Genomic DNA, 24,185 nt, shown 5'->3' on the forward strand with positions numbered 1-24,185 from the left:
ACGATGATGCTTCATGGCATATCGGGCGCGGCGATCGCCGCAGCCCTCGCGACGGCCGCCATCGCCCAGTCCGCGCCGCCCGCGCGCGGGCCGGCGGAAAATGGCCAGCCTGCCTGGTTCCTCAAGGGCAGCTTTCCCGATCCGCAGGGCTTCACCGCCACGGCGCATGGCGGGATGGTGACGGTGCTGCCTCGCCCGACGACACCGCCCAGGCTGGATCTGCCCAATCCGCCACCCTGCCGGAAGGCGCAAAGCTGCGGCAATGTGCTGCCCGATGCGCCCAAGCGCAGCGAGATGCAGCGCGTCCAGTGGGCGCAGACGCTCGGCTATCGGTTCAGCTATCCGATCGATCTGCCGGCGGGCACGGGTGGTGTTCCGGCCGTCGCGCTCGATTCCGGGGGCAATATGTGGGTGTTCCAGCGCAAGCCCACTGGCATGGCCCAACTCTTCAAATATGATCGCGCGCACAAGCTGATCCTCACGGTGGGCGAGGATGTAATCCCGCATCACAACAAGGCTCACGGCATGGCCGTGGATGCCGAGGATAATGTGTGGATCGTCGATACCGGCCTCGCCACCGTCACGAAGCTCAGCCCGGACGGAAAGGTCCTGCTGCGCCTGGGGCAGCGCGGCCATCGCGGCGACTGGGACGAAGCCAGGGGGCAGCGGCTGTTGTGGGAGCCGGTGATGGTCGCCTTCGGCCGGAATGGCGATGTCTATATCGCGCAGGGCCATGGCAATGAGAGCCCCAACGACACGCAAAGCGACGATCCCGCCAACCAGTCCGGCGCGGCGCGCGTGCTACAACTTGATCGCAACGGCAAGTTCGTGCGCCAGTGGTTCGGCAATGATGTGGGGCAGGGCAAGTTCGCCAATGCCCATGCGATCGGCATCGATCCCGTCAATGGCGATGTGTGGATCGGGGATCGCGAGGATTATCGCATCCTGATCTATTCGGCGGACGGCCATTTCCTGCGGCAGATCCCGACGCGTAACCTGATCTGCGCGATCCAGTTCGATCATCAGGGCAATCCCTGGATGGCAAGCGGGCAGGATGGCCAGTTCCTGAAGCTTGACCGATCGGGCCGGATTCTGGGCGCCGTGGGCAATGGCATGGGCATCGGCCCCGGCGAATTCATCGAGGCGAGCTATTGGGTGTTCGACAAGCAGGGCAATCTCTACGCCGGGGATACCAGCGTCAGCCGCGTCACCGTGATGACGAAATAAGCGCGCGGCGCTTCGGCGGCGTGGGTCCGGAAGGGGCCGCGTCGCCCGCCCTCTCGTCAGGGCCGCGTCGACCCACGCCATCCTCCGGCGGAAGGGCGGACATTGGCCCCCCGATCCGCTGCGCCGGAATGTCCACGGTCGCGCCGCTCTCCTATCGCGCGAGATGCTGTCCGGGATCGTGCGACATGCCGATCGGACCGGCGCAGAGCGCTGCGCTCGTCACGAACGGGCTGGCTGTTTCCCGTGAGCCACGTTCGATCGGAAATTCCGGGCGGTTGCCGTCCGGGTAATTGTGACGAGCTATCCGCGCCCTTCCATCACGGATCGGCCGAGAGGGCGTGATGTCTTCCTCCGCGACGCAGGCTCTTGTCATCTTGTTCGTCCGGAATCCGGGTTCGGGATCGCGGATCTGGGAATGCCCCCGTTTCCCCAAAACGCCCGTCTCCCCAAAAAGAAAGTCCCGACCCTTGCGGGCCGGGACCAGGGGGTGACCGCTCGGGGAGCGACCGGATCAGAAGTTCAGACGGATACCGGCCCGGTAGGTGCGGCCCAGAATGTCGTACAGAAGCGGATTGAAGCCATAGGTCACGCCGTTCGCCGGTGCCGGCTCGGGCGCCTTGTTGAAGGTGTTGTCGACCTTGAAATAGGCCGTGATGTTGCTTGTGATGTTATAGGATCCGCCGAGATCGACATAGAAGGCGCCTTTCATCTTGTTATTGTCGATCGTCGATGTGTTGCCGGTCGGATCCGTGGTCGGGCAGCTGCCCGGCGTGCACTGGATATATTCGTTCGAATAGACGCCATCGGAGAACCAGCGCTCGGTGACGGAGAGCGAGAATTTGTCCGTATCCCAGCTCTGGATCGCGAACACCTTCCATTTCGGCGTGGAGCCGAGGTTCACGCCCGCGCGCTCCACCGGGATCGTGCCCGGCAGGCCGGACGTCTCGGTATAGTGCAGCACGCGCGTGGCGAGGCCCCGGATCGTGAACGAGCCCGGCAGGCCGACGCCGCTCAACGGGCGGCGATAGCTGGCCTCGATATCATAACCGTTGGTGCGGACCCGCGCGAAGTTGAACAATTGCTCGTTCACGAACAGCGGGCCGGCGGCGGCATCGATATTGAAGGAGGAACAGAAGCTGGTGATGTTCTGCTGGTAGCAGAGATTGATCGCCTGCTGCCCGCTGAACTGGGTGATGATCCCCTTCACCTTGATGTTGTAATAATCGAACGAGGCGTTGAAGCCGGGGAGGAAGCCCGCCTGGCTGCCGTTGAAGACGATGCCGCCCGTGGTGTTGCGCGATGTTTCGGGCTTCAGCGAGGGATTGCCCACCTGGTTCAGCGGCGCCTGCACGAAGGTGCCTGCGGTGGGCGACTGGCCCGGCGCGCGCGGATCCAGATAGGTGGCATTGGCGAATTGCGGCGCCCGGAACAGTTCCGAAAGGTTCGGCGCACGCACATCGCGCGAAGTCACGCCGCGCAGGCGGACGCCCTTCAGCGGCGTGTCCCATGTGCCGCCGATCTTCCAGCTGTTGATCCAGCCCGACGTGCTGTAGCGGGTGCGACGGAAGCCGCCGTTGATGTTCATCCGGCCGATCATGTCCTCGTTCGAGATCGGCACGTCGAGTTCGATATAGCCCTCGTTGACGTGATACCGGCCGGTTCCGTTATGATAGTTGCCGGCGTACCAGTTGTTGCCGGAAGTGGTGTTCTGGGTCGGATCGGCGGGATATTCGGCGGTGTTCGGGGAATCCGCGAACACTCCGTTGCCATAGGGATCGGCCTTCGTGCGATACCATTCGCGGCGATATTCATAGCCGAAGGCGAGCGAGACGGGGCCGGCCCAGGTTTCGAACGGCTGGCCGTTGATGTTCAGCGCCGCCGCATTCTGGCTCTGCCACGTATGCTGATAGGGTCCGATCTTGGGCTTGATATAGTTCAGCGCCGCCTCGGTCGGCGTATTGTCGCCGATGATGTTGATCGGCACACAACCGGCCGCGCGCGCCGCCACGTTGGCGCAGGCGATCGTGCCGTCCGCCAGGCGCACGGCCTGATAGGCGGCTCTGAACCGGTTGATGTTGACCATGTTCAGTACGTTGATGTCGGTATAATTATGCCCGTATTCGTAATAGGCGTCGTAGCTCCACTCGGTGCCGAGGCCCTCGAACTTGCCGGCCGCGCCGATCACGCCGCGCAGGCTGGTGCGCACGGGGCGAACCTTGATGAAATCGCCCAGATTGGCGAGCGCCGATCCATATTGGAAAGATGTGATATTGTTGTTGGTGCAGGCCTGCTGGATGGAGGTCGGCACGAAGGGGTTGGCATTGGGATTGTTCACGCCGCACTGGATCGTGAGGTTGGCCTGCTGGGCATAGCCCGGGTTCGGCGAATTCTCCGATTTCACGCGGGATGCGTTGAAGGTGAAATAGATCTCGTTTTCCGGCGCGAAATCATAGCCGACGCGCGTATAGGCGTTGAAGCGCTCGAGCTTGGAGGCGAGGCTGGTGCCCGCGCCCACCACGCCGCTGGTATCGCCGCCGACGCAGAAGGATGGCGTGCAGTTCGTCACCGCGCCGGTGCCCGTGGCGGTGCCGTTCGAACCATATTGGAATTGGTAGGGCTGGCCGCCCGCGCCGAAGGCGATCCCCTGCAGCGGGCCGGAGGTTATCAGGCCGTATTTCGAATATTGATATTGCTGCGCATTCTGGATCACCTTGATGCGCGGCTGGCCGGCCGGCGTGTTGGTGGTGCCGGTCTGTACGAAGGCCGGCGAGACATACCAGTTCCGGCCGTTGGCGCCGACGATGCCGAAGCCCGGATTGGGCACGCCACCCTGATAGCTATATTCGCCGCTGACCGCGATGTGCAGGCGATCGTCGGCAAAGCTGCCGCCCCATGCCGCCTGGGCGGTCACGCCCTTGTCATCGCCATAATCGGTGATGCCGGCCTGGATATTGGCCTTGAAGCCCTTGAAGCGCTTGTTGGTCACGAAATTGACGACGCCGCCTACCGCGTCGGAGCCGTAGGAGGCCGATGCGCCGCCATTTACGACGTCGACGCGCTCGACAAGCAGTTGCGGAAACTGGCTGACGTCCGGCACGCCCGAATAGTTCGCGCCGACGAAGCGCTGGCCATCGAGCAGTGTGAGCGTGCGGATCGCGCCAAGGCCGCGCAGCGAGAAGGAACTGAGCCCCTGCACGCCGCTCGATGTGGTGGCGACCGAGACGGCGCGGCCGGTGGAGCCCATCAGCGAAGGTAGCTGGGTAATCGCGTTGAAGATGTTGGGTTGTGAAAGCTTGGCGATGTCCGCCGCGCCGATCACCTGCGTCGGCGTCGGAGCGCTGAATCCGCTGGACGTGATGCGTGAACCGGTGACGACGATTTCGGCGGCCACCGCCGCCGTCGGTGGCTCGGCCGCCGGCTGCGTGGCCGGCGCGGCCGGGGCGGCCGTCTGGGCGTGGGCCGGCATGGCGAGCAGGGCCATCGAGAGCGCCATGCCGCTGACGGCATGCAGGCGTCGGCGATGCGTGGAGCCACGATCGTGGGAAATATCGAGTAGCAGCATCAGGATCCCCTCATTCCCGATCGGTGAGGAGGAGAGTCCATGAGCGCCAGGACGCGCCGGTTAGGCGCGTTTCCTGCCGGCGGTATTTCCGTTCCGGCAGTGCCCCTCGAGCTTTGGCGACCTCTCCAGTCGATCGTTACAATCTATGTCGACCATCTTTTTGATGTTGTCGACAACATTCTTATCTTGTGTACAAGAATTTTTCAAAATGAAAGCGGAAATGGCGATGCGGTCCTTTTCCGGGGAGAGGCGGTCCGTTGCGACGGAGGCGTTCCAGCCTGCGCGGCGTGCCGAACGGGGCTGGCGCCGATCCGGCGGGGAGGGGGCGTCGCGATCGGAGGCATTCACGATCGGGGCGCATCCGCCGCGGCCACGATGTTCAAAGCCGCCGGCGGATCGCGCCCCGCCTCACTTCGCCTCCGGCAGCCCGAACACGTAAACGGCATAGCCCGTTACGGGGCGATGGACCTCGGTCAGCATCGTGCCGGGCTTCAATTGCGGGCTGCCGCCGCCGAGCGCCGTCGTCACCGCCACATATTGCTTGCCGTCGACCGTGAAGGAGACGGGGAAGCCCTGCACGGTCGTGCCGAGTCGCGTCTTCCACAGCGTCGCGCCGGTCCGCACGTCGATCGCGCGGAACACGCGGTCGAAATCGCCGACGAACGCCACGTTTCCGGCCGTCGACACGACCGAGGTAAGGAAGGGCGCGCGCTGCTGCACCGTCCAGATCGGCGTGAGATCCGCCGCACGATAGGCGGAAAGGCGGCCAAGATTGCCGGCGCTTCCTGGCATCTCGAAATAGACTTGGCTGCCATTGCCCAGCATCAGCACGCAGCTCTGGCTCAGCGGGATCACCACTGCGTCCGTTGGCTGATGATAGCTCATCGCCTGCCAGTTATGGCCGCCTTCGGGCCCGGGGCAGGAGGAGAGCCACTGGTCCGATTTCTGGTCGATCACGTCCTTTCGGTAGGTCGGCCGCCCGGTCTTCGGATCGATGCTGGTGAAGACGTTCTGGAAGACGGTCTGGGTGGAGCCCAGATATTTGCCCGTTTCGCGATCGAGCTTCCACAGAATGCCCGCCTTGCCGATCGTGAGCAGCGACTTTTCCGAGCCGTGATCGATCAGGACGCGCTCGAATACCTCGTCGAGATCGAATGTCTCGCCGGGCGAATGATTGAACGACCATTTGAGCTTGCCGGTCGAAGGATCCAGCGCGAGCGTGGAGTTCGCATAATCGGTGGCGCCGCTGGAGGAACCGCGCTCGTCGCGCCGCCAGGGCTTGGCCTGCGCCGTGCCCCAATAGGTGGTGTCGAGCACCGGATCGTAGGTGCCCGCGATCCACGTCTCGCTGCCCTTGCGATCATTGTCGGGCATCCCGCCCCAGCTGTCGCCGCCCTTCTGGCCGGTGAGGGCCACGGTCGTGAACGTCCAGTCGCGCTTGCCGGTCGCGGCATCATAGGCGCTGATATAGCAATGGTCGGGCGTGCCCTTGCGGCCGCAATTGGTCATGCCCACGATGACCTTGCCCTTGATGATCATCAGGCCGCCGGTAGAGAAGCCGACGCCCGGCTTCTCGTCGGTGATATGCGCCTTCCACACCTCTTCGCCCGTCCGTGCGTCAAGCGCGTAGACATGGCCCTGCGGCGTGTTGACATAGAGATTGGTGCCGTAGAGCCCCATCGAGCGGGTTTCTTCGGAGGAGGGGCCGGGGCCGGCGCTCTTGGGGAAGGGGCCGAGGCGGTTTTCCCAGAGCAGTTCGCCATTCCGCGCGTCCAGCGCCTGGATGATGTTGCCCACGCCCCACATGTACATGATGCCATCATGCACGATGGGGGTGTCCTCCATCGTGCCGTTTTCGGGCATCGACCACATCCACTTGAGCTGGAGGCCCTTCACGTTGCCGGTGTCGATCTGCGCGAGCGGGCTGTAGCTCCAGCCCTGATAATTGCGGCGGAACATCAGCCAGTCGCCGGCCGGTGGATCGCGCAGCATCGCGTCCGTTACCGGCACGTAATTCCGGATGTCGCCCTTGACGCTCAGGCCCAGTTTGGTCGGCAGCACGAAGCGGCCCGGATCCGAATATTTGACGACCTGGCCGGGCGCCGCGAACCCCGCCGATGTGGCGGGGGCCGCTTCCGGATTTTCACTCGCGGCCGTCGCGGGCGGCGGCGCGGCGGCAAAGGCATCGCCGGGCGCCTTTCCGGATGCCACCGTGCCCAGCAGGGCCAGGGAGGCGGAGTCCAGCGGCCCCGCGCCCACCGCGCCGCCATTGGCATAGAGGATGTAGGAGACGATCGCCGCATAGGTGGCGTCGTCCAGGCTTGCCCCGCGCCCATAGGGCATCGAAGCGTGGATCTTGCTGTAGAGCGCGGCCACCGGCCGCTTGCCCCACACAGCATAAAAGGATTTGCCGGCCAGCGGCGGCGCGTCGTTCGCGCCGATCATGTCTGGCTGGTGGCAAGCCGCGCATTGCTCGGCATAGGCGATGCGCCCGGCCTCTACCTGTGCGCGCGTGAACAGCCCGGTGATCGTCCCCTGGCCGAAGGCGAGCCCGGCCGCGAGAGCGCCGCCGGCACCGGCGACGAGAAGCGCGGTGGCGCGGCGTATCTTCATGGTGCGAAAGGCCCTCATCGTGCGGATACGGCATATTGCGGGATGAACCAGGGGCCTTGCTGCGGCACGCCTTGCTCCGCACGGGGATGATCCGGCAGCAGCCAGCCCCACAATGTTCCCTTCGGCCCCCAGCTATAGCCGGGCGGCGCCTTCTCGCTATCGATCTGCACGTAGAGCAGCCCCGCCCGAAGCGCCTGTGTCTGCGCCTTCGTCAACCTGATCGATCCGTTCACCGTGCCTTCGGTCGCGGCTGTCACGTCGATGTCGAAGATCGTCCGTCCGGGCACGCCGATGGCCGGGCTCAGCAGCACATGCGCGACCGTTGCGTTGGACGGCAGGCCGCGAAACTGGCCCTTCACGATCAGTCTGTCGCCTTCGATCTCCGCCGTCGCCTCGCCCCGTCCGGCAATGAAGGCCTTGGTTTCGTCATCCAGCGGCATGGGGCCGAGATCAGCCCTATAGCCGGCAGCCGCCGCGCATTGCGCGCCGAGAAAAATCACGGATAGTGCTGTGAGCATCCAGCGCACGTTCGCCTTCCCTCCCTCGCCGGTTTGGTGCGGGCGTGCGCACGTTTCCGGATTTTCATTGTCGGCTTGACGCGATCATGGATCGCATACAAGATGATACCTGTCCATACAACAATATCGCAATGACGATGATGGCGGGTGCGGTTTCGCGCCATTCCTGTGGGAGATTGGGATGAAGGGCCTTCTGTATCTGGGCGCCGCCGTCGCGGCGATTGGCGTGGCCGTCGGGGCTTCCGCGCAATTTTCGGGGCGCGAGGATCCGATGCCCGTGACCCAGCCGAAAATGCCGGTCGATTACTGGGCGCCCAAACCCACGACCCCGACCGCCTATGCCGCGCCCAACAGGGTGCACTGGAAGCTGGCCGACGTGCTCGCGCTCCACAAGGGGAAGACGGATTGGGTGCAGCCGATCGTTCGCAATCCGGAGCAGGATGGCGATTATGTGTCGCTGGGCGTGGGCAAGAAGACGAAAGCGAAATTCTACGCGGATGATCGCGTGGTCTTCATCGTCTGGGATGGCGCGGTAAAGGTCTCGATCGACGGGGTCGAGCCGTTCACGGCCACCAAGGGCTTCATGGTGAGCGTGCCGTTCCGCCATATCTACACGGTCGAGAATGTCGGCACCAAGCCGGCGCTCTGGTTCGAGGTGCGACAGGCCGGCTCGGCACCGCTCTATCCCGCCAGCGAGACGCCCGATCCGGTCGCGGGCAAGACCTATACCAAGGTCACCGGCAATCCCGGGCCGGCCAGGGATCGCGATACGAACCCGATCTATGTCGATTTCTTCAAGACGATCGCGGTGGGCGACAAGCCCTATAACGGAAAGTTCGTGTGGGACGATCACTTCACGTCGAACATCCTGCGCGGGCCTAAGGCGGATGCCGTGCCGCCGGATACCAACAAGGGCCATTTCCACACGGACTGGACGGAATTCTGGTTCATCATGGAAGGCCGGATCGGCTACAAGATCGAAGGGTTTCCCTATTTCGTGTCGGAGCCCGGCGATATCGTGACGGCCGCCAAGGGCCGCTGGCATCGTGCCGGCAACGATCCGAGCGCACCGATGTCCACGCGCATTCCGCTCAATCCCCGTCCGGTGATCCTCCACAATTTCGAGCCGGCGCACTGATCTCGATCAACGGCGGCCGGCCGGCATGAGGCGGGCGGCGGCGGGATGAACCCATGCCCGCCGCCGGCGTTCATGCCGGCGTCACCGTGGCCGTTCGCGGCTGGAATGAGGGAAAGCCGACTGGATGGACGATTCCCTGCTGTGGACGCGCCGGGCCGTTATGGGCGGCGGACTGGCGATGCTGGGGGCTCGCGCGGCCTGGAGCGCCCCCCCTGCGGAGCTGATCGCCGGCACCTACATGCAGGAGGGGGGGAAGGGGCTCTATCCCCTGATCTCCGGTGAGAGCGGCTGGGCGGTGGGCGAGCCCGTTTCCTCGATCGTCAACATCTCGTTCGGCACGCGGGAGCCGCGTTCCGGGTTTCATTATCTGATCGCGGAGGGCGCGATCGGGCGTCTCGGCCTCTATGATCGCGGGCTGCGGCCGCTGGCCGAACGATCGATGCCGGGCTCCGGGCCATGCCATGTCGCGATCAGCCCGGATCGGTCGGCCGTGGCGGTCGCCAATTATGGCAGCGGCTCGATCCTGCTCTATCCGCTCGACAGGGTGACGGGCCTGCCGGGTGGCGAGGGGCAGGAGGCCCAGCATCACGGGACCGGCCCCGACGCTCAGCGCCAGACCGGGCCGCATGCGCATTGGGTGGGCTTCACGCGCGATTCGCGCTGGCTTCATTCGGTGGATCTCGGCGCGGATTCCATTTTCGCCCACGGCTATGATGCGTCCACGCAGAAGCTGGGCGAGATGCGGATCGCGTTCCGCGCGCCGGCGGGGGCCGGGCCTCGCCATTTGGCGCGGCATCCGCGCCTGCCCGTCTGCTATCTCGTCGCCGAACTGGCCAATACGCTGACCGTGCTTGCCGCCAGCGAAGACGGCACCTTCCGGCAGACGGCTGTGATGTCCACGCTGCCGCAGGGTTTCGCCGGCGCCTCGCAGGTGGCGCATATCGCCCCGAACGCCGCCGGCACGCGGCTGTACGTCTCCAATCGCGGGCATGACAGCATCGCCGTCTTCGCGCTCGCGCCGGACGGGGCCGCGAGCCTGATCCAGCATGTCGATTGCGGAGGGCATTGGCCGCGCTTCTTCCTGCTGCTGGAGGATCGGGGCGAATTGCTGGTCGCCAACGAACGCTCCGGCACGGTGACCTGCCTAGCGATCGCGCAGGACGGGCGGCTGCGGTCTATCCCCGGAAGCCTCGATGTTCCGGGCGTCGCCTTCCTCGACATTCGATAGGGAAAATCTCGGACGATAGGGAATATCGCCGAGGTGGTCGCCCATGCCGATGACCTCCGGCTTGCACGCCGCGCCCGAGGCGGAGCCCGCCTCTACCACGCTTTTCCAGAGCCACATCCCACCCGCCATGCCCGGGCACTAACAGCCTTGAGCATTATGCATGCAATGTTCTATTGGTGCATACATAAAGAGAATCCGTCACGGTTTTGAAGGGGCGATGGGGGATGCTGGGATGAGGACTTGGCCCTGGATGGTCGCGGGTGCCCTCGCGCTGACGGCGACGACGGCGCTGGCGACGGGCATGCCGGCGGGTGACTGGTGGAGCTTCGGTCGTGACGAGGCGGGCGCGCGCTATTCCGAACTGGAAGAGATCACGCCTGCCAATGTTTCGAAGCTGATCCCGGTCTGGACGTTCGAACTGAAGCCGGCCGACAGCACTAGCACGCGCCTGCTGGTCAGCAACACTACCCCGCTTGTCGTGAACGGGATGCTCCTTCTTGCCACGCCTCATGGGCGCATCGTCGCGCTCGATGGCGCCAGCGGCGCGTTGCGCTGGTCGATGGCGTTGCCGGATGGCGACATGATCGCGGGTCGCTCGATGGATTACTGGCCCGGCGACGCGAAAAGCCCGGCACGCCTGTTCTTCGGCACGCGATCCGGCCGATTGCTGGCGCTGGATATCGCGACCGGCCGACCGGCCGAGGGCTTCACGCCCATCGACCTGCGCACGCCCGAAATCATGAACGGGACGAGGGACGGCGAGAATCCCGGCAACTATGCCTATGAGATCAACAGCGCGCCGGTGCTGGCGGGCGATGTGCTGGTCACCGCATCCCGCCTGCAGGAATCGCCGGCGCGCGGGCCGGCCGGTGACATTCGCGGCTGGGATGCGCGCACGGGCAAGCTGCTCTGGACCTTCCATTCCGTGCCGCGTCCGGGAGAGCCCTTTCACGAAAGCTGGGGTGGCGACGGGTGGGAAAGGCGCACGGGCGTCAATGCATGGAGTGCCCTCTCCGTGGATGAGGCTCGCGGCATCGTCTATGTGCCGTTCGGGGCGCCGGCTTATGATCGCGTCGGGATCGATCGGCCGGGGGCGAACCTCTTTTCCAGCGCGCTGGTGGCGATCGATGCGCGCACGGGGCGCTATCTCTGGCATTTCCAGGCCGTGCATCACGATATCTGGGATCTGGACATGCCTGTCCAACCGACGCTGATGGACGTGAAGCGTGGCGGGAAGACGATCCCGGCGATCGCGGCGATGAACAAGTCGGGCTATCTGTTCGTGCTGGATCGCGTGACGGGCAGGCCGGTCTTTCCGGTGACGGAGAGGCCCGTTCCGCCCAGCAGCATCGCCGGGGAGCAGGCGTGGCCCACCCAGCCCATTCCCTCCGCGCCCCCGCCGGTTACCCGGCAGGCGATGACGGCCGCCGATATCGCGACCGTGACGCCGGAACTGGAGCAATATTGCCGCGCCCGCGTCGCGCGCGAGGGGGCGACCTTCGCCGTTCCGTTCGAGCCGCTGCGCGCCGATCATCCGGTGATCCGATTTCCCGGCAGCGGCGGCGGCCCGAACTGGGGCGGCGGCGCCTATGATCGCAAGCGTGGCCTCTTCATCATCAATACCAGCGAACTGCCGAGCATCGAGCAGCTTGGCCGCGACGAGAAGGGCAATTGGTACAATGTCGCGCCGAAGCCCTCATGGTTCGGGATGGAGGGGCTGAAGCTGCCCTGCCAGCAGCCGCCCTGGGGCAACCTCACCGCGATCGATGTGGCGAGCGGGCGGATCGCCTGGCAGACGCCGCTGGGCATCACGGACGGCCTTCCCGAGGACAGGCGGAAGACGGGGCGGCCCAATGTGGGATCGCCGCTCGCCACCGCGACGGGACTGCTGTTCATCGGCGCATCCGATGATGCGCGCTTCCGTGCGTTTGATTCCGGCACGGGGCGCGAATTGTGGGCCTTTCGGCTCGGCGCCTCGGCGCATGCGGCGCCCGTCAGCTATCGCGGGCGGGACGGGCGCCAATATGTAGCGATCGTCTCGGCGGGCGGATCCTATCTGGGCAGCCCCAATACGGCGAGCCGGCTGGTCGTCTTCGCCTTGCCCCGCCCCGGAGAAAAGGGCGTCGCGGCGGCGGCTTCCGCCTCGCAGCCGGAGGTGAGGGAGAGGCCCCTGCCAGTGCCAGGGCCGGCCGCTGCGTCCGCCAATCCGGCCGAGTTTGCGCCGGGGCCGATGAAGGCCTTCGCCGACAGCCACTGCACATCCTGCCATGTGCCCGCCCAGGTGACGAGCCAGCGCAAGACGCGGGCGGACTGGGCGGCGACGGTGGAGAAGATGGTCGGTTTCGGCGCCAGGGTGCCGGACGACCAGTTCGATCCGCTCGTCGACTATCTGGCGGCGAACTATCCTGCGGCGCCGTAGCGACGGAGCGGGGCGCGCGCTCAGGTTCGCGAATGGCGAGAGCTCGGCCCGATTGGCTGACGATAGAATGCATGCATATTACCAATGATGCATGCAAGATATTGACTCGGCCCCCGCTCTGATGCGAACAGTCCGGCAGACCGATGGTCGGCTCCCCGGGGCCGGCAGAGCAAGAAAAATCGGCGATCCGGCGAACGATCGACGAGATAGTGGAGGGAATGTCCGCATGGCGCCGCTGACGAGAAGGACGATGCTGTCTTTGCCGCTCGTCGGATGGGTTGCCGCGAAAATGCCGGCCCTGGCTCAGATCAGCCCCCGCACGCGCGCCGCCGGCGACACCGATTGGCCGGGCTATGCCAATGATCTCGCCAATTCGCGCTATGCGCCCCTCGATCAGATCAACGGCACCAATTTCAACGATCTGGAAGTGGCGTGGCGTTTCAAGACGGATGCGCTGGGGCCGCGGCCCGAATTCGTATTCGAAGGCACGCCGCTGATCGTGAATGGCGTGATCTACTGCACCGCCGGCAGCCGCCGCGACATCGTGGCGCTGGACGGCGCCACGGGCGAACTTCTGTGGGTCCATCGCGAGGATGAAGGCGCGCGCGCGCTGAAGGCGCCCCGGCGGCTTTCCGGGCGCGGCCTTTCCTATTGGACGGATGGGAAGGAGGCGCGGCTCGTCTATGTGACGATTGGCTATCAGATGGTGGCGCTGGATCCCGCCACCGGCGCGCGCATCCCCACCTTCGGCGACAATGGCATCGTCGATCTGAAGAAGGAGGACGATCAGGAGATCGATCTCGAAAATGGCGATATCGGCCTGCACGCCACGCCGTGCGTGGTGAAGGATACGGTCGTCATCGGCGCGGCGCACACCGCCGGCAACGTGCCCAAGACGCGCGACAATGTGCGTGGCTATGTGCGGGGCTATGATGTGCGCACCGGCCGGCGGAAGTGGATCTTCCACACGATCCCGCTGAAGGGCGAATATGGCTATGACACCTGGCTCGACGGCACCGACAAGATCGGGAATGGCGGTGCCTGGGCGCAGATGTCGGCCGATCCCGAACTGAACCTCGTCTATATCGGCGTGGAATTGCCGACGGGCGATGTCGGTGGCCAGTATCGACGCGGCAACGGCCTGTTCGGCGAGAGCATCGTTGCGCTCGATATCGATACGGGCGTGCGCAAATGGCATTACCAGACGGTGCATCACGGGCTGTGGGATTATGATATACCCTGCGCGGCGATCCTGATGGACGTGCCGATCAACGGTCGGGTGGTGAAGCTGCTGGCCCAGCCCAGCAAACAGAGTTTCCTCTATGTGCTGGATCGGGTGACGGGGAAGCCCGTCTGGCCGATTCCGGAGCGGAAGGTGCCCAAGGGTGACATGCCGGGCGAATGGTATGCACCCACCCAGCCTGTTCCCAGCAAGCCGCCCGCCTATGACGTGCAGGGCATTACGCCGGACGTGCTGATCGATTTTACGCCCGAGCTTCATGCCAAGGCGCTGGAGCATATAAAGAATTACCGGATCGGCCCACTCTTCACCCCGGCTTCGATGTTCGATGAGAAGGGAACGTGGGGCACGCTCACCGCGCCGAACCTGACGGGCGGATCGAACTGGCCGGGCGGATCGGCCGATCCCGAGACGGGCATCGTCTACATCTATTCCAAGACGCAGGCCGATGTGATGAGCGAGCTGCCCAACAGCGATCTCGAAAAATCGGATTTCGCCTTCATCAACGTGCGCGGCATGCCCAATGCGCCGAAGCGTGGCGAGGTGACCTATGGCAACCTTACCGTGGAGGGCCTGCCGTTGCTGAAGCCGCCTTATGGCCGGATCACCGCGATTGATCTGAAGAAGGGTGCGATCGCCTGGCAGGTGGCGCATGGCGAGACGCCGGATGAGGTGCGCAACCATCCCAAACTCAAGGGGATGAAGATCCCCAAGACGGGGCGGCCGGGCTTCGTCGGCACGCTGACGACCCGCACGCTCGTGATCGCCGGCGAACCCGGCCTGTTCACGCTGCCTGATGGCCGCAAGGGCGCGATGCTTTGTGCCTATGACAAGGCGACGGGCGAGCAGAAGGGGGCTGTCTACATGCCCGCCGCGCAGAATGGCGCACCGATGACCTACATGCTGGACGGGCGGCAATATATCGTGATCGCGATTGGCGGCGGCAATTACAGTGGCGAATTGCTCGCGCTCCGGCTTCCCTCCTGATCGTACGCAATCATGTCAGCTTGCATTCAAGATGGCCCCGTCAGGATCGCGCCATGAAGCCTGTCCAGACCCTTGCGCTTTGCGCGATCGCCATCGTCCTGCCGGGCCTCGCCATCGCGCAGGCGGCGGGATCCGCCGCCTCGTCGGGCGTCTACTCGCCGGCACAGGCCGCGCGCGGGCAGGCGAAATACAGCGCCGTCTGCGCATCCTGCCACGGAGAGGATATGGCAGGCGTGGATGTGGCGCCGGCCCTCACCGGCGGCACCTTCGCCGGCAACTGGAAGGGGCAGACCGCCGGGGATCTGGCGACCCGTATCCGCACCACGATGCCGCTGGACAATCCGGGCAGCCTGGGTGCCGCGGCGTCGGCCGATCTCGCGGCGTTCATCCTTTCCCGTAACGGCTATCCGGCGGGGCAGGTGGAGTTGCCCCGCGATGCGACGCTGCTCCAGCAGGTCAAGATCGATTGAGCGGCCGGATCGACCCAAGGGTCAAGATGGGCGCGGCTTGCCTGTCCTACGGACGCTGGTTACCGTCGATCTCATGGGAAAAGTGAAGCCTGAGGCGGCCGTGGCGGCGAGCAGCGAGACCGGGCAGAAGCCGCGCAAGGGCGATCGCCATCAGGAAGCGGTGAAGCTGCTGCGCGGCATGATCCTCGCGGGGGATCTGGCCCCGGGCGAGCCGCTGCGCGAGCAGGCGTTCAGCGAACAGTTCGGCATGTCGCGCACGCCCGTGCGCGAGGCGTTTCGCACGCTCGCGGCCGAAGGGCTCATCAGCCTGCTGCCCAACCGCACCGTGCAGGTGGCGCTGCTGGACGAAGAGGCCGTGGCCGAGGTGTTCCTCGTGCTGGGGGCGCTGGAATCGCTGGCGGCGCGGCTCGCCTGCGAGCGGATCAGCCGCGATCAGCTGGAGATCCTCGACGAGTTGCAGGAGGATCTGGCGCATCATTTCCAGACCGGCGATCGCACCCGCTATCTGGAAGCCAACCGGCTGATCCACGAGTTGATCGTGGAGGCGGCCGCCAGCCCCTCGCTGCTGCTGGCCTGGCGCCTGCTGCTGCCGCGCGCCGAGCGCGCGCGCCATGTGACGACGCGTGCGCACGAGCGCTGGGGCGATGCCTTCGAGGAGCACAAGCATATCCATGCCGCGTTGATGAAGCGCGATGGCGAAACGCTCCGCCGGCTGATGGAGGAGCATTTCGCCAACGGCGCGGAGAGCATCAAGCGCGAGCAGAAAAAGACGCGGGCGCGCAAAAGGTGGGAAGCGTTCGACGAATCCTCTTCGGAAAAAGAGGATTAGCACCCGATTTCGGCGTGCTCTGTACGCTTGTATGCAATGTTATCGTGATGTATGCACTTGCTCGTGAAGAGAGCAGGGTGATTGCTCTCGTCCAGGATGATGGACGGGGAGAGATAGATGCTACCACTTGCGGGCGTGCGCGTGCTCGACGTGTCGCAGGTCATGGCCGGTCCGTTTTGCTGCATGCTGCTGGGCGATATGGGCGCGGACGTCATCAAGGTGGAGCCGCCGGTGGTGGGCGATTCCTCGCGGCGATCCATGGGCTTCCGCCTGAAGGGGGAGGATAGCCCCGGCTTTCTCGCGCTGAACCGCAACAAGCGCAGCATCGTGCTCGATCTGAAGGCCGAGGCCGATCGCGAGACATTCTATGCGCTGGCGAAAACCGCGGACGTGGTCGTCGAAAATGGGCGTCCCGGCGTGGTCGATCGGCTGGGCATCGGTTACGAGACGCTGAAGGCGCTGAATCCCCGGCTGATCTACGCCAGCATTTCCGGCTTCGGGCCGAAGGGGCCGTGGGCGAACCGGCCCGGCTATGATCTGATCGCGCAGGCGATGTCCGGAGTCATCAGTTCCACCGGCCTGCCGGGGCATGAGCCGGTGAAGAGCGACATTCCGGTGGGCGATCTGGGGGCGGGGCTGTTCGCGGCCTATGGCATCCTTTCCGCGATCATAGCGCGCGAGAAGACCGGTGAGGGGCAGCTCATCACGGCCTCCCTGTTCGAAGCGGCGCTGGGCCTCTCCATCTGGGAGACGGCGGAGCTGTGGGGCACCGGCAAAAGCCCCGGTCCCCTGGGCACGGCCAATCGCATGTCCGCCCCCTATCAGGCGGTGAAGGCGTCGGACGGGTATTTTGTGTTCGCGGCGGCCAACCAGAAATTGTGGTTGTCCCTGTTGCAGGTGCTCGGCCGGCCGGAGCTGAACGAGGATCCGCGCTTCCGCGACAACAGCGTGCGCGTCGCCAACGCGAAGATCCTGATCGCGCTGCTGGAGCCCAGCTTCCTCGAACGGACGGTGGAGGAGTGGGTCGATGCGCTGCTGGCGGTCGGCGTGCCCGCCGGGCCGATCAACAGCTATGATCGCGCGCTCGACAGCGATCATACGGCCGCCTGCGCGATGGTGCAGGATATTCCCCATCCGGTGGAGGGCAGCTTCAAGTCGCTGGGTTTCGCCGTGAAGATGACGGGCACGCCACAGAAGATGCGTCTGCCGCCGCCCCTGCTGGACGAGCATGGCGCGGAGATCCGCGCGGAACTGGCGGCGGGAGCACGTGCGTGAGCGACGATGGCCAGGTTCGCTATCGGCAGGAAGGCGCCGTCGGCCATATCCTGTTTGATCGCCCCGCCGCCTATAATGCGCTCACCTGGAGCATGTGGCGCGAGCTGGGCGCGGTGTGTGCCCGGATCGCCACCGATCCCACGGTGCGCGTCGTCACGCTGCGGGGCGCGGGCGGCAAGGCGTTCGTCTCGGGCACCGATATTGCCGGCTTCCAGTCCTTCACCAGCGGCGCGGAAGGCGTGGCCTATGAAGCCGAAATGGATGGCTATGTCGGCGCGGTCGAAACGCTGCCGCAGCCGACCATCGCGATCGTCGATGGCTGGGCGGTCGGCGGGGGCCTGGCCCTGTCCTTCGCCTGCGATTTCCGGATCGCCGCGGAAGGCGCGCGCTTCGGTTCGCCGCTTGCGCGAACGATCGGCAACTGCCTTTCCGCGCGCGGCTATCAGCGGCTGATCCAGCATGTCGGCATTCCGCTGGCCAAGCGACTGCTGCTCGCGGCCGATCTTGTGCCGGCAGCGGACCTGCACGCGCAAGGGCTCCTGACAGAGCTTGTGCCCTCAGGCGAGATGGATGCGGCGGTGGAACGGCTCACCGACAGGCTGGTCGCCTGCGCGCCGCTCACCCAGCGGGTGAGCAAGGAGGCGATCCATCGCCTGTCCACGCAGACGATGCCGGACATCGGCGATCTAATATCCCTGATATATGGCAGCGAGGATTTCGCGGCGGGCGTGCGCGGCTTCCTGACCAAGACGCCGCCGGAATGGCACGGCCGCTGAGGAGAGAAGAACGATCGTGACGCCGGCTTCCATCGAGGATTTCCGCACGCTGGCGCGCCGGCGTCTGCCGCGCTTCCTGTTCGATTATATCGACGGCGGTTCCTATGACGAAGGCACGATGCGCGCCAACATCGCCGATCTGCAGGCGCTGAAGCTGCGGCAGCGCGTGATGGTCGATGTCTCGCATGTCGATCTTTCCACGCGCCTGCTGGGGCGGGACGTGTCCTTTCCCGTCGCATTGGCGCCGATCGGGCTGGCCGGCCTGTATGCGCGGCGTGGCGAGGTGCAGGCGGCGCGCGCGGCGGAAGCGGCGGGCGTGCCGTTCATCCTCTCCTCCTCGGCTTGCTGCGGGATAGAGGAGGTGGTGGCGGGCGTCGGGCGTCCGCCGATCCTGCAACTCTACATGATCCGCGATCGGCCGTTCATGGTGGATCTGCTTCAGCGCAGTGCGGCGCTGGGTGTGGAGACGCTCGTGCTCACGGTCGATCTCATCATGCATAGCCCGCGGCGACGCGATCTGCGCTCCAGCCTCACGGGATCGCAGGGCCTCGCGGCGCGGATGCAGCGCGCCTTCGAGATCGGCACGCATCCGGGCTGGGCCTGGGATGTGGGCGTGCGAGGGCGGCCACATACGCTGGGCAATTTCGCGCCGGTCATGCCCGATGGCGCGGGGCTCGCGCAGTTCACGGCCTGGGTCGCGCGCAATTTCGATGCCTCCATCACCTGGGCCGACATGGCGTGGCTGCGCGAGAATTGGCGTGGTCCGATCGTGGTGAAGGGCGTGATGGACGCGGCCGACGCCGCCGCCGCCTGCGCGGCGGGCGTGGACGGGATCATCGTTTCCAACCATGGCGGCCGCCAGCTGGATGGCGCGCCCTCCTCGATCGCGGCCCTGCCGGGGGTGGTGCGGGCCGTTGCGGGCCGGTGTGATGTCCTGCTGGATGGGGGCATCCGCTCGGGAACCGATATCCTGCGGGCGATGGGGCTGGGGGCGAAGGGCGTGCTGCTGGGCCGCGCCTGGGCCTTCGCGCTGGCGGCGCAGGGGCAGGCCGGCGTGGCTCGCATGCTGGAACTTCTGCGCCACGAACTGGCCGTGGCGATGGCCCTGACCGGCCAGACGAACGCGCGATCGATCTCCCCCGAGGCCGTGCTGCGCGAGGGATAAACGGCGCAAAGGCGAGGCTTGATATTTATCCCGGCGGAAATGTCCGGGATTGGTGGTTAGCAAACGTTGCTTCTGCCGGTCACTTGGGCCGACCTTTGTTGGTCACTTCATGTCTATATCATATCGTCGACCCCGGCAGTGACGGCGACGAGATTCTCGCGATTCATGAGGTAGAGAGCGAGTTTCGCGTCCGGCCCGACCGCGTCGGTGTGTCACAAAAACCGCAGGTCGCCATAGATCTGGAAACAGCCACAGCATCATATTGTGCGGCCTGCGGAGCTGTGTCAGCGCTATTGAGCGAGTGACTGGAAGGTGTGCAATGAGAGTCGCGATTGTTGCTTGTTTGGCTTTGCTGCCGTCTCCATTGTTTGCTCAAACGTCGGGCGGAGAAGCTTGGTATTACTGCGCCTCACAAACATCCGACTCGAAGACGTTGTATTATTCTAGAGCTTTTTCCTACAGAAAAAATGAGCTGGATTCTGTGCAGGTCGGATGGACTGATTACCTCAGTGCCCATTCAAAAGGGAGTGCGTCGGAATTTCGCGGCGGCTGCTCAAGTAGAGATAAGGCCTTGGAGCAAGCAGCCGTTGTCACTGCATTTGACAGCTACATCTCGGACCTGAAGGGTAATTCGGATGTTAAGGAAGTGCGGACCGACTGGCAGTATCATTAATTCCCTTGGTTATTGGACGGCATGGCCGCTGGTCACGAATGTCCGCTATTGAGGCGAAAGCGGGCATCATCTCCACCCCTCCTGAGAGGATGCGCGTCGGCCGCCGCCGGCTCAGGCTTCCGATGGCGTGTAGAGCAGCTTCGAGGCGTTGATCCTCAGATACATGAGCCCCGCCAGGGCGGAGAGGATCGCGAGCACATACATCGCCGCATCCCAGCCGCTCCATTTCAGGATATAGCCGGTGATCACCGCCGCGAGCGCGCCGCCGATATTGCCGAACGTGTTCATCACGGCCGAGACGGATCCTGCGAAGATTCCGCCCACGTCGAGCGTCAGTGCCCATGAAATGCCCACCGTCAGCTCCAGCCCGAACACGGCCAGCGCGAACCAGCCGACGCTGGCGAGCGGGGAGGCGGACCAGACCGCAACGGGGATGGCGAAGGCCGCCAGCGTGAAGCCCGCTACCGCCACCGCGCGGCGTGCCAGCGTCACGCGGCCCGTGTGCTCGATCAGCCGATCCGAAATCCAGCCGCCGGCGACATCCCCCACCACGCCTGCCATCAGCGGCAGGCTGGCGAAGAAGCCCATCTGGACGATGTCGAAGCTGCGCACCTCGTTCAGATATTTGGGGAACCAGGTGAGGAAGATGTTGATGCTGTAGGCGTAGCAGAAATACATGGCCGAGATCAGCCAGAGCTGCGGATTGGCGAGCAACTGCCGCCACGGCACGGGCATCCGCGCGCCGGATGTGGCCTGGGCGCCCAGCGCCTCGGCGATCATCGTGCGCTCCGCCTCGTTCGTGCCGGCATGGTCGCGCGGATTGTCGCGATAATAATAGAACCAGAAGGCCGCCCAGATCAGACCCAGCATGGCGAAGATCAGGAAGGGGCCGCGCCATCCGAGGTGGATCATCAGCCATACGACGAGCACCGGGGTTAGCGCGCCGCCCAGCCGCGCGCCGGCATGGGTGATGCCCTGCGCGAAGCCGCGTTCGGAAGGCAGCATCCAGCGCGAGAGCGATCGCGTCGCGTTGGGAAAGGCGCCGGCCTCGCCGCAGCCGAACAGGAAGCGGCAGGCCATCATCGATCCGGCCGACCATGCCCCCGTCGTCAGCGCCGTGAAGGCGGACCACCAGACGACCACGCCCGTCAGCGCCCGGCGCGGACCGATCCGGTCACCCAGCCAGCCGCCGGGAATCTGGAACAGCGCATAACCGATCTGGAACACGCTGAAGATCCAGCCCATCGTGATAACGGAAAAGCCGAACTCCTTCTGGATCAGCGGCGCGGTGGTCGAAATCACCACGCGATCCATATAGGTTATCATGTAGGCGAGCACCGTCAGCCACAGCACCACATGGCGCACGCGCGTGGGGCGCGCGCCATGCACGGGCGCGGCGGCGGGAAGGGCGGCGTCGGTCACGGGCGGACCGATGGCACTTTATTGCCGGCCACATAGACGGCCGCGATCCGGCGCGTGTTGAGGATATCCTTCGTAGGATCGGCATCCAGCACGATCAGATCGGCCCATTTGCCCTGCGCCAGCGTGCCGATATCGGGATTGCGCAGCCACCGGGCCGCGCGGCTCGTCGCCGCCTCGATCGCCTGCGAAGGCGTGAGCCCCGCCTCGACCATGCCGGCCAGTTCCCAATGCTCCGAATAGCCTGGCACGCGGCCGGGCGGCCCGGCATCGGTTCCGAAGCCGTAGGGGATGCCGGCGCGCACCTCTTTCAGGAAATTGACCTTTGCCATCCTGTCGAAGGCGGGCAGCTTCGACCAGTTGGGATTGGAGGCCATCTTCCGTTCGCGTTCGGGGCTTTCCAGCCCGGCAACCGCGGCGGGGCTGATGGATTGCCGGAAAAAGGGATCCCTGGTGATCGGATTGGGCGCGCCAAAGGCGTGGACGGCCTCTTCGCGGCTCAGCGTGGGCGCCACCTGCCAGGTGCCGTGGGCCTTCATCGCAGCGATCAGCCCGGCGTCGATCGGCTGATCGCGCACGCTGTGGACGAAGCCGTCTATGCCCTGCGCCACCAGCCGTTTTGCGTCCTCCAGATAGAAGACATGGGCCAGCACGCGCATGCCCCGCGCATGGCCTTCGTCGATGATCGTCTTCGAAAGCTCCGGCGGCATCTTGGGCATCGAATGCAGTTCGTCATCCAGCCACAGCTTGATGAAATCCACATGCTTGGCCACCTGCGCATCCACCTCCCGGCGCGCCTCCTCTGCGGTGGCGATCGGATGGTTGATGCCGGGAACCCCGCCATAGCCGCCCTTGAACACGAGGCCTTGGCCGGCGGTATAGACGCGCGCCATCGTCGGCCGCCCCGTGCGCTGCGCATCGCGGATCGCGAAGATCGCATCGCCATCCGTGCCCATCGATTGCACGGTGGTCACGCCATAGGAGGCGTAGGTCTTCAGATCCTTCTCGACATTGTCGGTCGTGAAGTTGGCGGCCTGCTGGTCCAGATCGCGCACCGTGCCGATATGGACGTGCAGGTCGATCAGGCCCGGCATCACATATTTGCCCGTCAGGTTGATGGCGGTGGCGCCGGCCTTCTTCGGCACGGCGCCGGCCTTGCCCAGCCAGATGATGCGGCCGTCGTCGATCACCATCACCATGCCGGGTCGGGGCGCCGCGCCGGTGCCGTCGATCAGCGTGAAGCCGCTGAGGATCGTCGTTTCGGCGTGCGCGGCCGGTGCCGTCGCGATGCCCGCCGCCAGCGCGGCCACGCCCGCCGCCAGGCTCCACCGCCGTGTCATGCGCCGCATCATCCACTCCCTTGTCATTGTATCAGTCCGCGCGAGACGAGGTTGCGCATCAGTGCTCCGATGCCCACGGTCCACGGCGGGGCATCCTCGCAGGCCACCACGCGATTGACGAGCGCGCCCAGCTTCGGCGTGGCGATGCGCACGATATCGCCCCTTTTGTGGGTGAAGCCGCGGCCGGCCTCCGAACGATCCTCGATCGGGGCGAACATCGTGCCCAGCAGCAGCACGAATCCGTCCGGATATTGATGGCTCGCGCCGATCGTCTGGCCGATCAGATCCAGTGGATCACGGCTGATCATGCCCATGCTGGATGAGCCTTCGAGCCGGAAATTGTCCGGCCCCTCTATCTCCAGCGAGATCACGGATCGGCGGATATCGTCCAGCGTGAACCGATCGTCGAACAGGCGAATGAACGGGCCGAGCGCGCAGGAGGCGTTATTGTCCTTGGCCTTGCCCAGCAGCAGGGCGCTGCGCCCCTCGATATCGCGCAGGTTCACGTCGTTGGCGAGCGTGGCGCCCCGCGCGTGCCCGCGCGGATCGCACATGATGGCCACTTCGGGTTCGGGATTGTTCCATTCGGAATCGCCGCGCACCCCGATGTCCGCGCCTGCGCCCACCGAGGAAAGGACGGGCGCCTTGGTGAAGATCTCCGCATCCTTGCCGATCGCCACCTCCAGATATTGCGACCACATGCCGTCCGCGATCAGGAGGGCCTTGAGCTGCATCGCGCTTTCGGAGCCGGGCTTCACGGCGCGGATGTCACCGCCCAGCCGCGCCTGGAAATCCTCGCGAATGCGGTCCGCCTCCAGCGCGTCGCCGCGCGCCCGCTCCTCGATCACGCGCTCGATGGCGGAAATGGCGAAGGTGACGCCCGATGCCTTGATGCATTGCAGATCGATGGGCGAAAGCAGGCGCGTTTCCATGCCTCCCTCCCAATCCGGGCGGAAGACGAGCGCGTCGATCGCGCCAAGCGATCGTCCGCGCGGGGGCAGTTCGCCGGGCGCGAGGCGATCGATCAGATCCGATATGGTTGGCGCGAAACGGGACAGATCCTCGATCTCGCCGTCCCGCAACACGATCGGCGTCGGCCCCTCCCGCGTCTCGATGCGGCCGAGAAGGATGGCATCGGCGTGGTCGACGGGAAGCAACTGGCGCATCGGCGATTCCGGCTCAACGGGGGCGGGAAGGGCGGCTGGCGGCGGCCTGCCGTCGCGCGCGGGCCGGCGGCCTGCGCACGGTGGCGCGGGGCGCCGGGCTCAACGGAAGCAATATGGCCCTCGCGCGCATCGCATCCCTC

Annotated in this window: 16 protein-coding genes; 10 read left to right on the top strand and 6 right to left on the bottom strand. The window is 65.4% G+C overall.

What is annotated here, in order from left to right; genetic code table 11:
- The first annotated feature begins 3 nt into the window (after positions 1–3).
- Positions 4–1,227, top strand: a complete 1,224-nt coding sequence (locus DI605_RS10105; RefSeq protein WP_293972846.1) for a hypothetical protein — start codon at positions 4–6, stop codon at positions 1,225–1,227.
- Between the two features lie 511 nt (positions 1,228–1,738).
- Here DI605_RS10105 and DI605_RS10110 read toward each other — a convergent pair.
- From DI605_RS10110 to DI605_RS10120, 3 genes are all read right to left on the bottom strand, one after another.
- Positions 1,739–4,789, bottom strand: a complete 3,051-nt coding sequence (locus DI605_RS10110) for a TonB-dependent siderophore receptor (RefSeq protein ID WP_293972849.1) — start codon at positions 4,787–4,789, stop codon at positions 1,739–1,741.
- Positions 4,790–5,197: 408 nt separating this feature from the next.
- The gene (locus DI605_RS10115) at positions 5,198–7,402 is read right to left on the bottom strand and encodes a PQQ-binding-like beta-propeller repeat protein (protein ID WP_293972852.1); all 2,205 of its coding nucleotides are present in this window, start codon (positions 7,400–7,402) and stop codon (positions 5,198–5,200) included.
- Positions 7,403–7,416: 14 nt separating this feature from the next.
- Positions 7,417–7,920 (bottom strand): CHRD domain-containing protein, encoded by a 504-nt coding sequence (locus DI605_RS10120; protein ID WP_293973389.1) that lies wholly within the window; start codon positions 7,918–7,920, stop codon positions 7,417–7,419.
- Positions 7,921–8,101: 181 nt separating this feature from the next.
- Between DI605_RS10120 and DI605_RS10125 the strand changes: the two genes are divergently transcribed.
- The 9 genes from DI605_RS10125 to DI605_RS10165 all read left to right on the top strand — a co-directional run bounded on the left by DI605_RS10125 (position 8,102) and on the right by DI605_RS10165 (position 19,447).
- Entirely contained in the window at positions 8,102–9,058 is a 957-nt protein-coding gene (locus tag DI605_RS10125) for a cupin domain-containing protein (RefSeq protein WP_293972854.1), read from the top strand.
- 124 nt (positions 9,059–9,182) lie between these two features.
- Positions 9,183–10,286 carry a lactonase family protein gene (locus tag DI605_RS10130; RefSeq protein WP_293972856.1) on the top strand — a complete coding sequence of 368 codons (1,104 nt, stop codon included), beginning with the start codon at positions 9,183–9,185 and terminating at the stop codon, positions 10,284–10,286.
- A 232-nt stretch (positions 10,287–10,518) separates the two neighbouring features.
- Complete coding sequence (locus DI605_RS10135; RefSeq protein ID WP_293972859.1) at positions 10,519–12,705, top strand: PQQ-binding-like beta-propeller repeat protein; 2,187 nt, start codon at positions 10,519–10,521, stop codon at positions 12,703–12,705.
- A gap of 226 nt (positions 12,706–12,931) precedes the next feature.
- The gene (locus tag DI605_RS10140) at positions 12,932–14,932 is read left to right on the top strand and encodes a PQQ-binding-like beta-propeller repeat protein (RefSeq protein WP_293972861.1); all 2,001 of its coding nucleotides are present in this window, start codon (positions 12,932–12,934) and stop codon (positions 14,930–14,932) included.
- A gap of 53 nt (positions 14,933–14,985) precedes the next feature.
- Entirely contained in the window at positions 14,986–15,402 is a 417-nt protein-coding gene (locus DI605_RS10145; RefSeq protein ID WP_293972864.1) for a cytochrome c, read from the top strand.
- 37 nt (positions 15,403–15,439) lie between these two features.
- Positions 15,440–16,231 (top strand): GntR family transcriptional regulator, encoded by a 792-nt coding sequence (locus DI605_RS10150; protein ID WP_293972867.1) that lies wholly within the window; start codon positions 15,440–15,442, stop codon positions 16,229–16,231.
- A 117-nt stretch (positions 16,232–16,348) separates the two neighbouring features.
- Entirely contained in the window at positions 16,349–17,506 is a 1,158-nt protein-coding gene (locus DI605_RS10155) for a CoA transferase (protein ID WP_293972870.1), read from the top strand.
- Positions 17,503–18,282, top strand: coding sequence for an enoyl-CoA hydratase (locus DI605_RS10160; RefSeq protein ID WP_293972873.1), 780 nt, complete (start codon positions 17,503–17,505; stop codon positions 18,280–18,282). Before DI605_RS10155 ends, DI605_RS10160 begins: the two co-directional genes overlap by 4 nt.
- Positions 18,283–18,298: 16 nt before the next feature.
- On the top strand, positions 18,299–19,447 hold the full coding sequence (locus DI605_RS10165) for an L-lactate dehydrogenase (protein ID WP_293972876.1): 1,149 nt from the start codon (positions 18,299–18,301) through the stop codon (positions 19,445–19,447).
- Between the two features lie 784 nt (positions 19,448–20,231).
- On the opposite strand, the gene DI605_RS10170 is transcribed toward DI605_RS10165, so the two are convergent.
- Genes DI605_RS10170 through DI605_RS10180 form a run of 3 tightly spaced genes read right to left on the bottom strand, consistent with a single transcriptional unit; the run spans position 20,232 to position 24,045 of the window.
- Positions 20,232–21,542, bottom strand: coding sequence for an MFS transporter (locus DI605_RS10170; RefSeq protein WP_293972879.1), 1,311 nt, complete (start codon positions 21,540–21,542; stop codon positions 20,232–20,234).
- Entirely contained in the window at positions 21,539–22,888 is a 1,350-nt protein-coding gene (locus DI605_RS10175; RefSeq protein ID WP_293972882.1) for an amidohydrolase family protein, read from the bottom strand. The genes DI605_RS10170 and DI605_RS10175 overlap by 4 nt, the downstream gene beginning before the upstream one ends.
- A gap of 14 nt (positions 22,889–22,902) precedes the next feature.
- Entirely contained in the window at positions 22,903–24,045 is a 1,143-nt protein-coding gene (locus DI605_RS10180; RefSeq protein WP_293972885.1) for a fumarylacetoacetate hydrolase family protein, read from the bottom strand.
- Positions 24,046–24,185 lie beyond the last annotated feature (140 nt).

The organism is Sphingomonas sp. (genome assembly GCF_003248515.1).
Taxonomy (GTDB): Bacteria; Pseudomonadota; Alphaproteobacteria; order Sphingomonadales; family Sphingomonadaceae; genus Sphingomonas_I.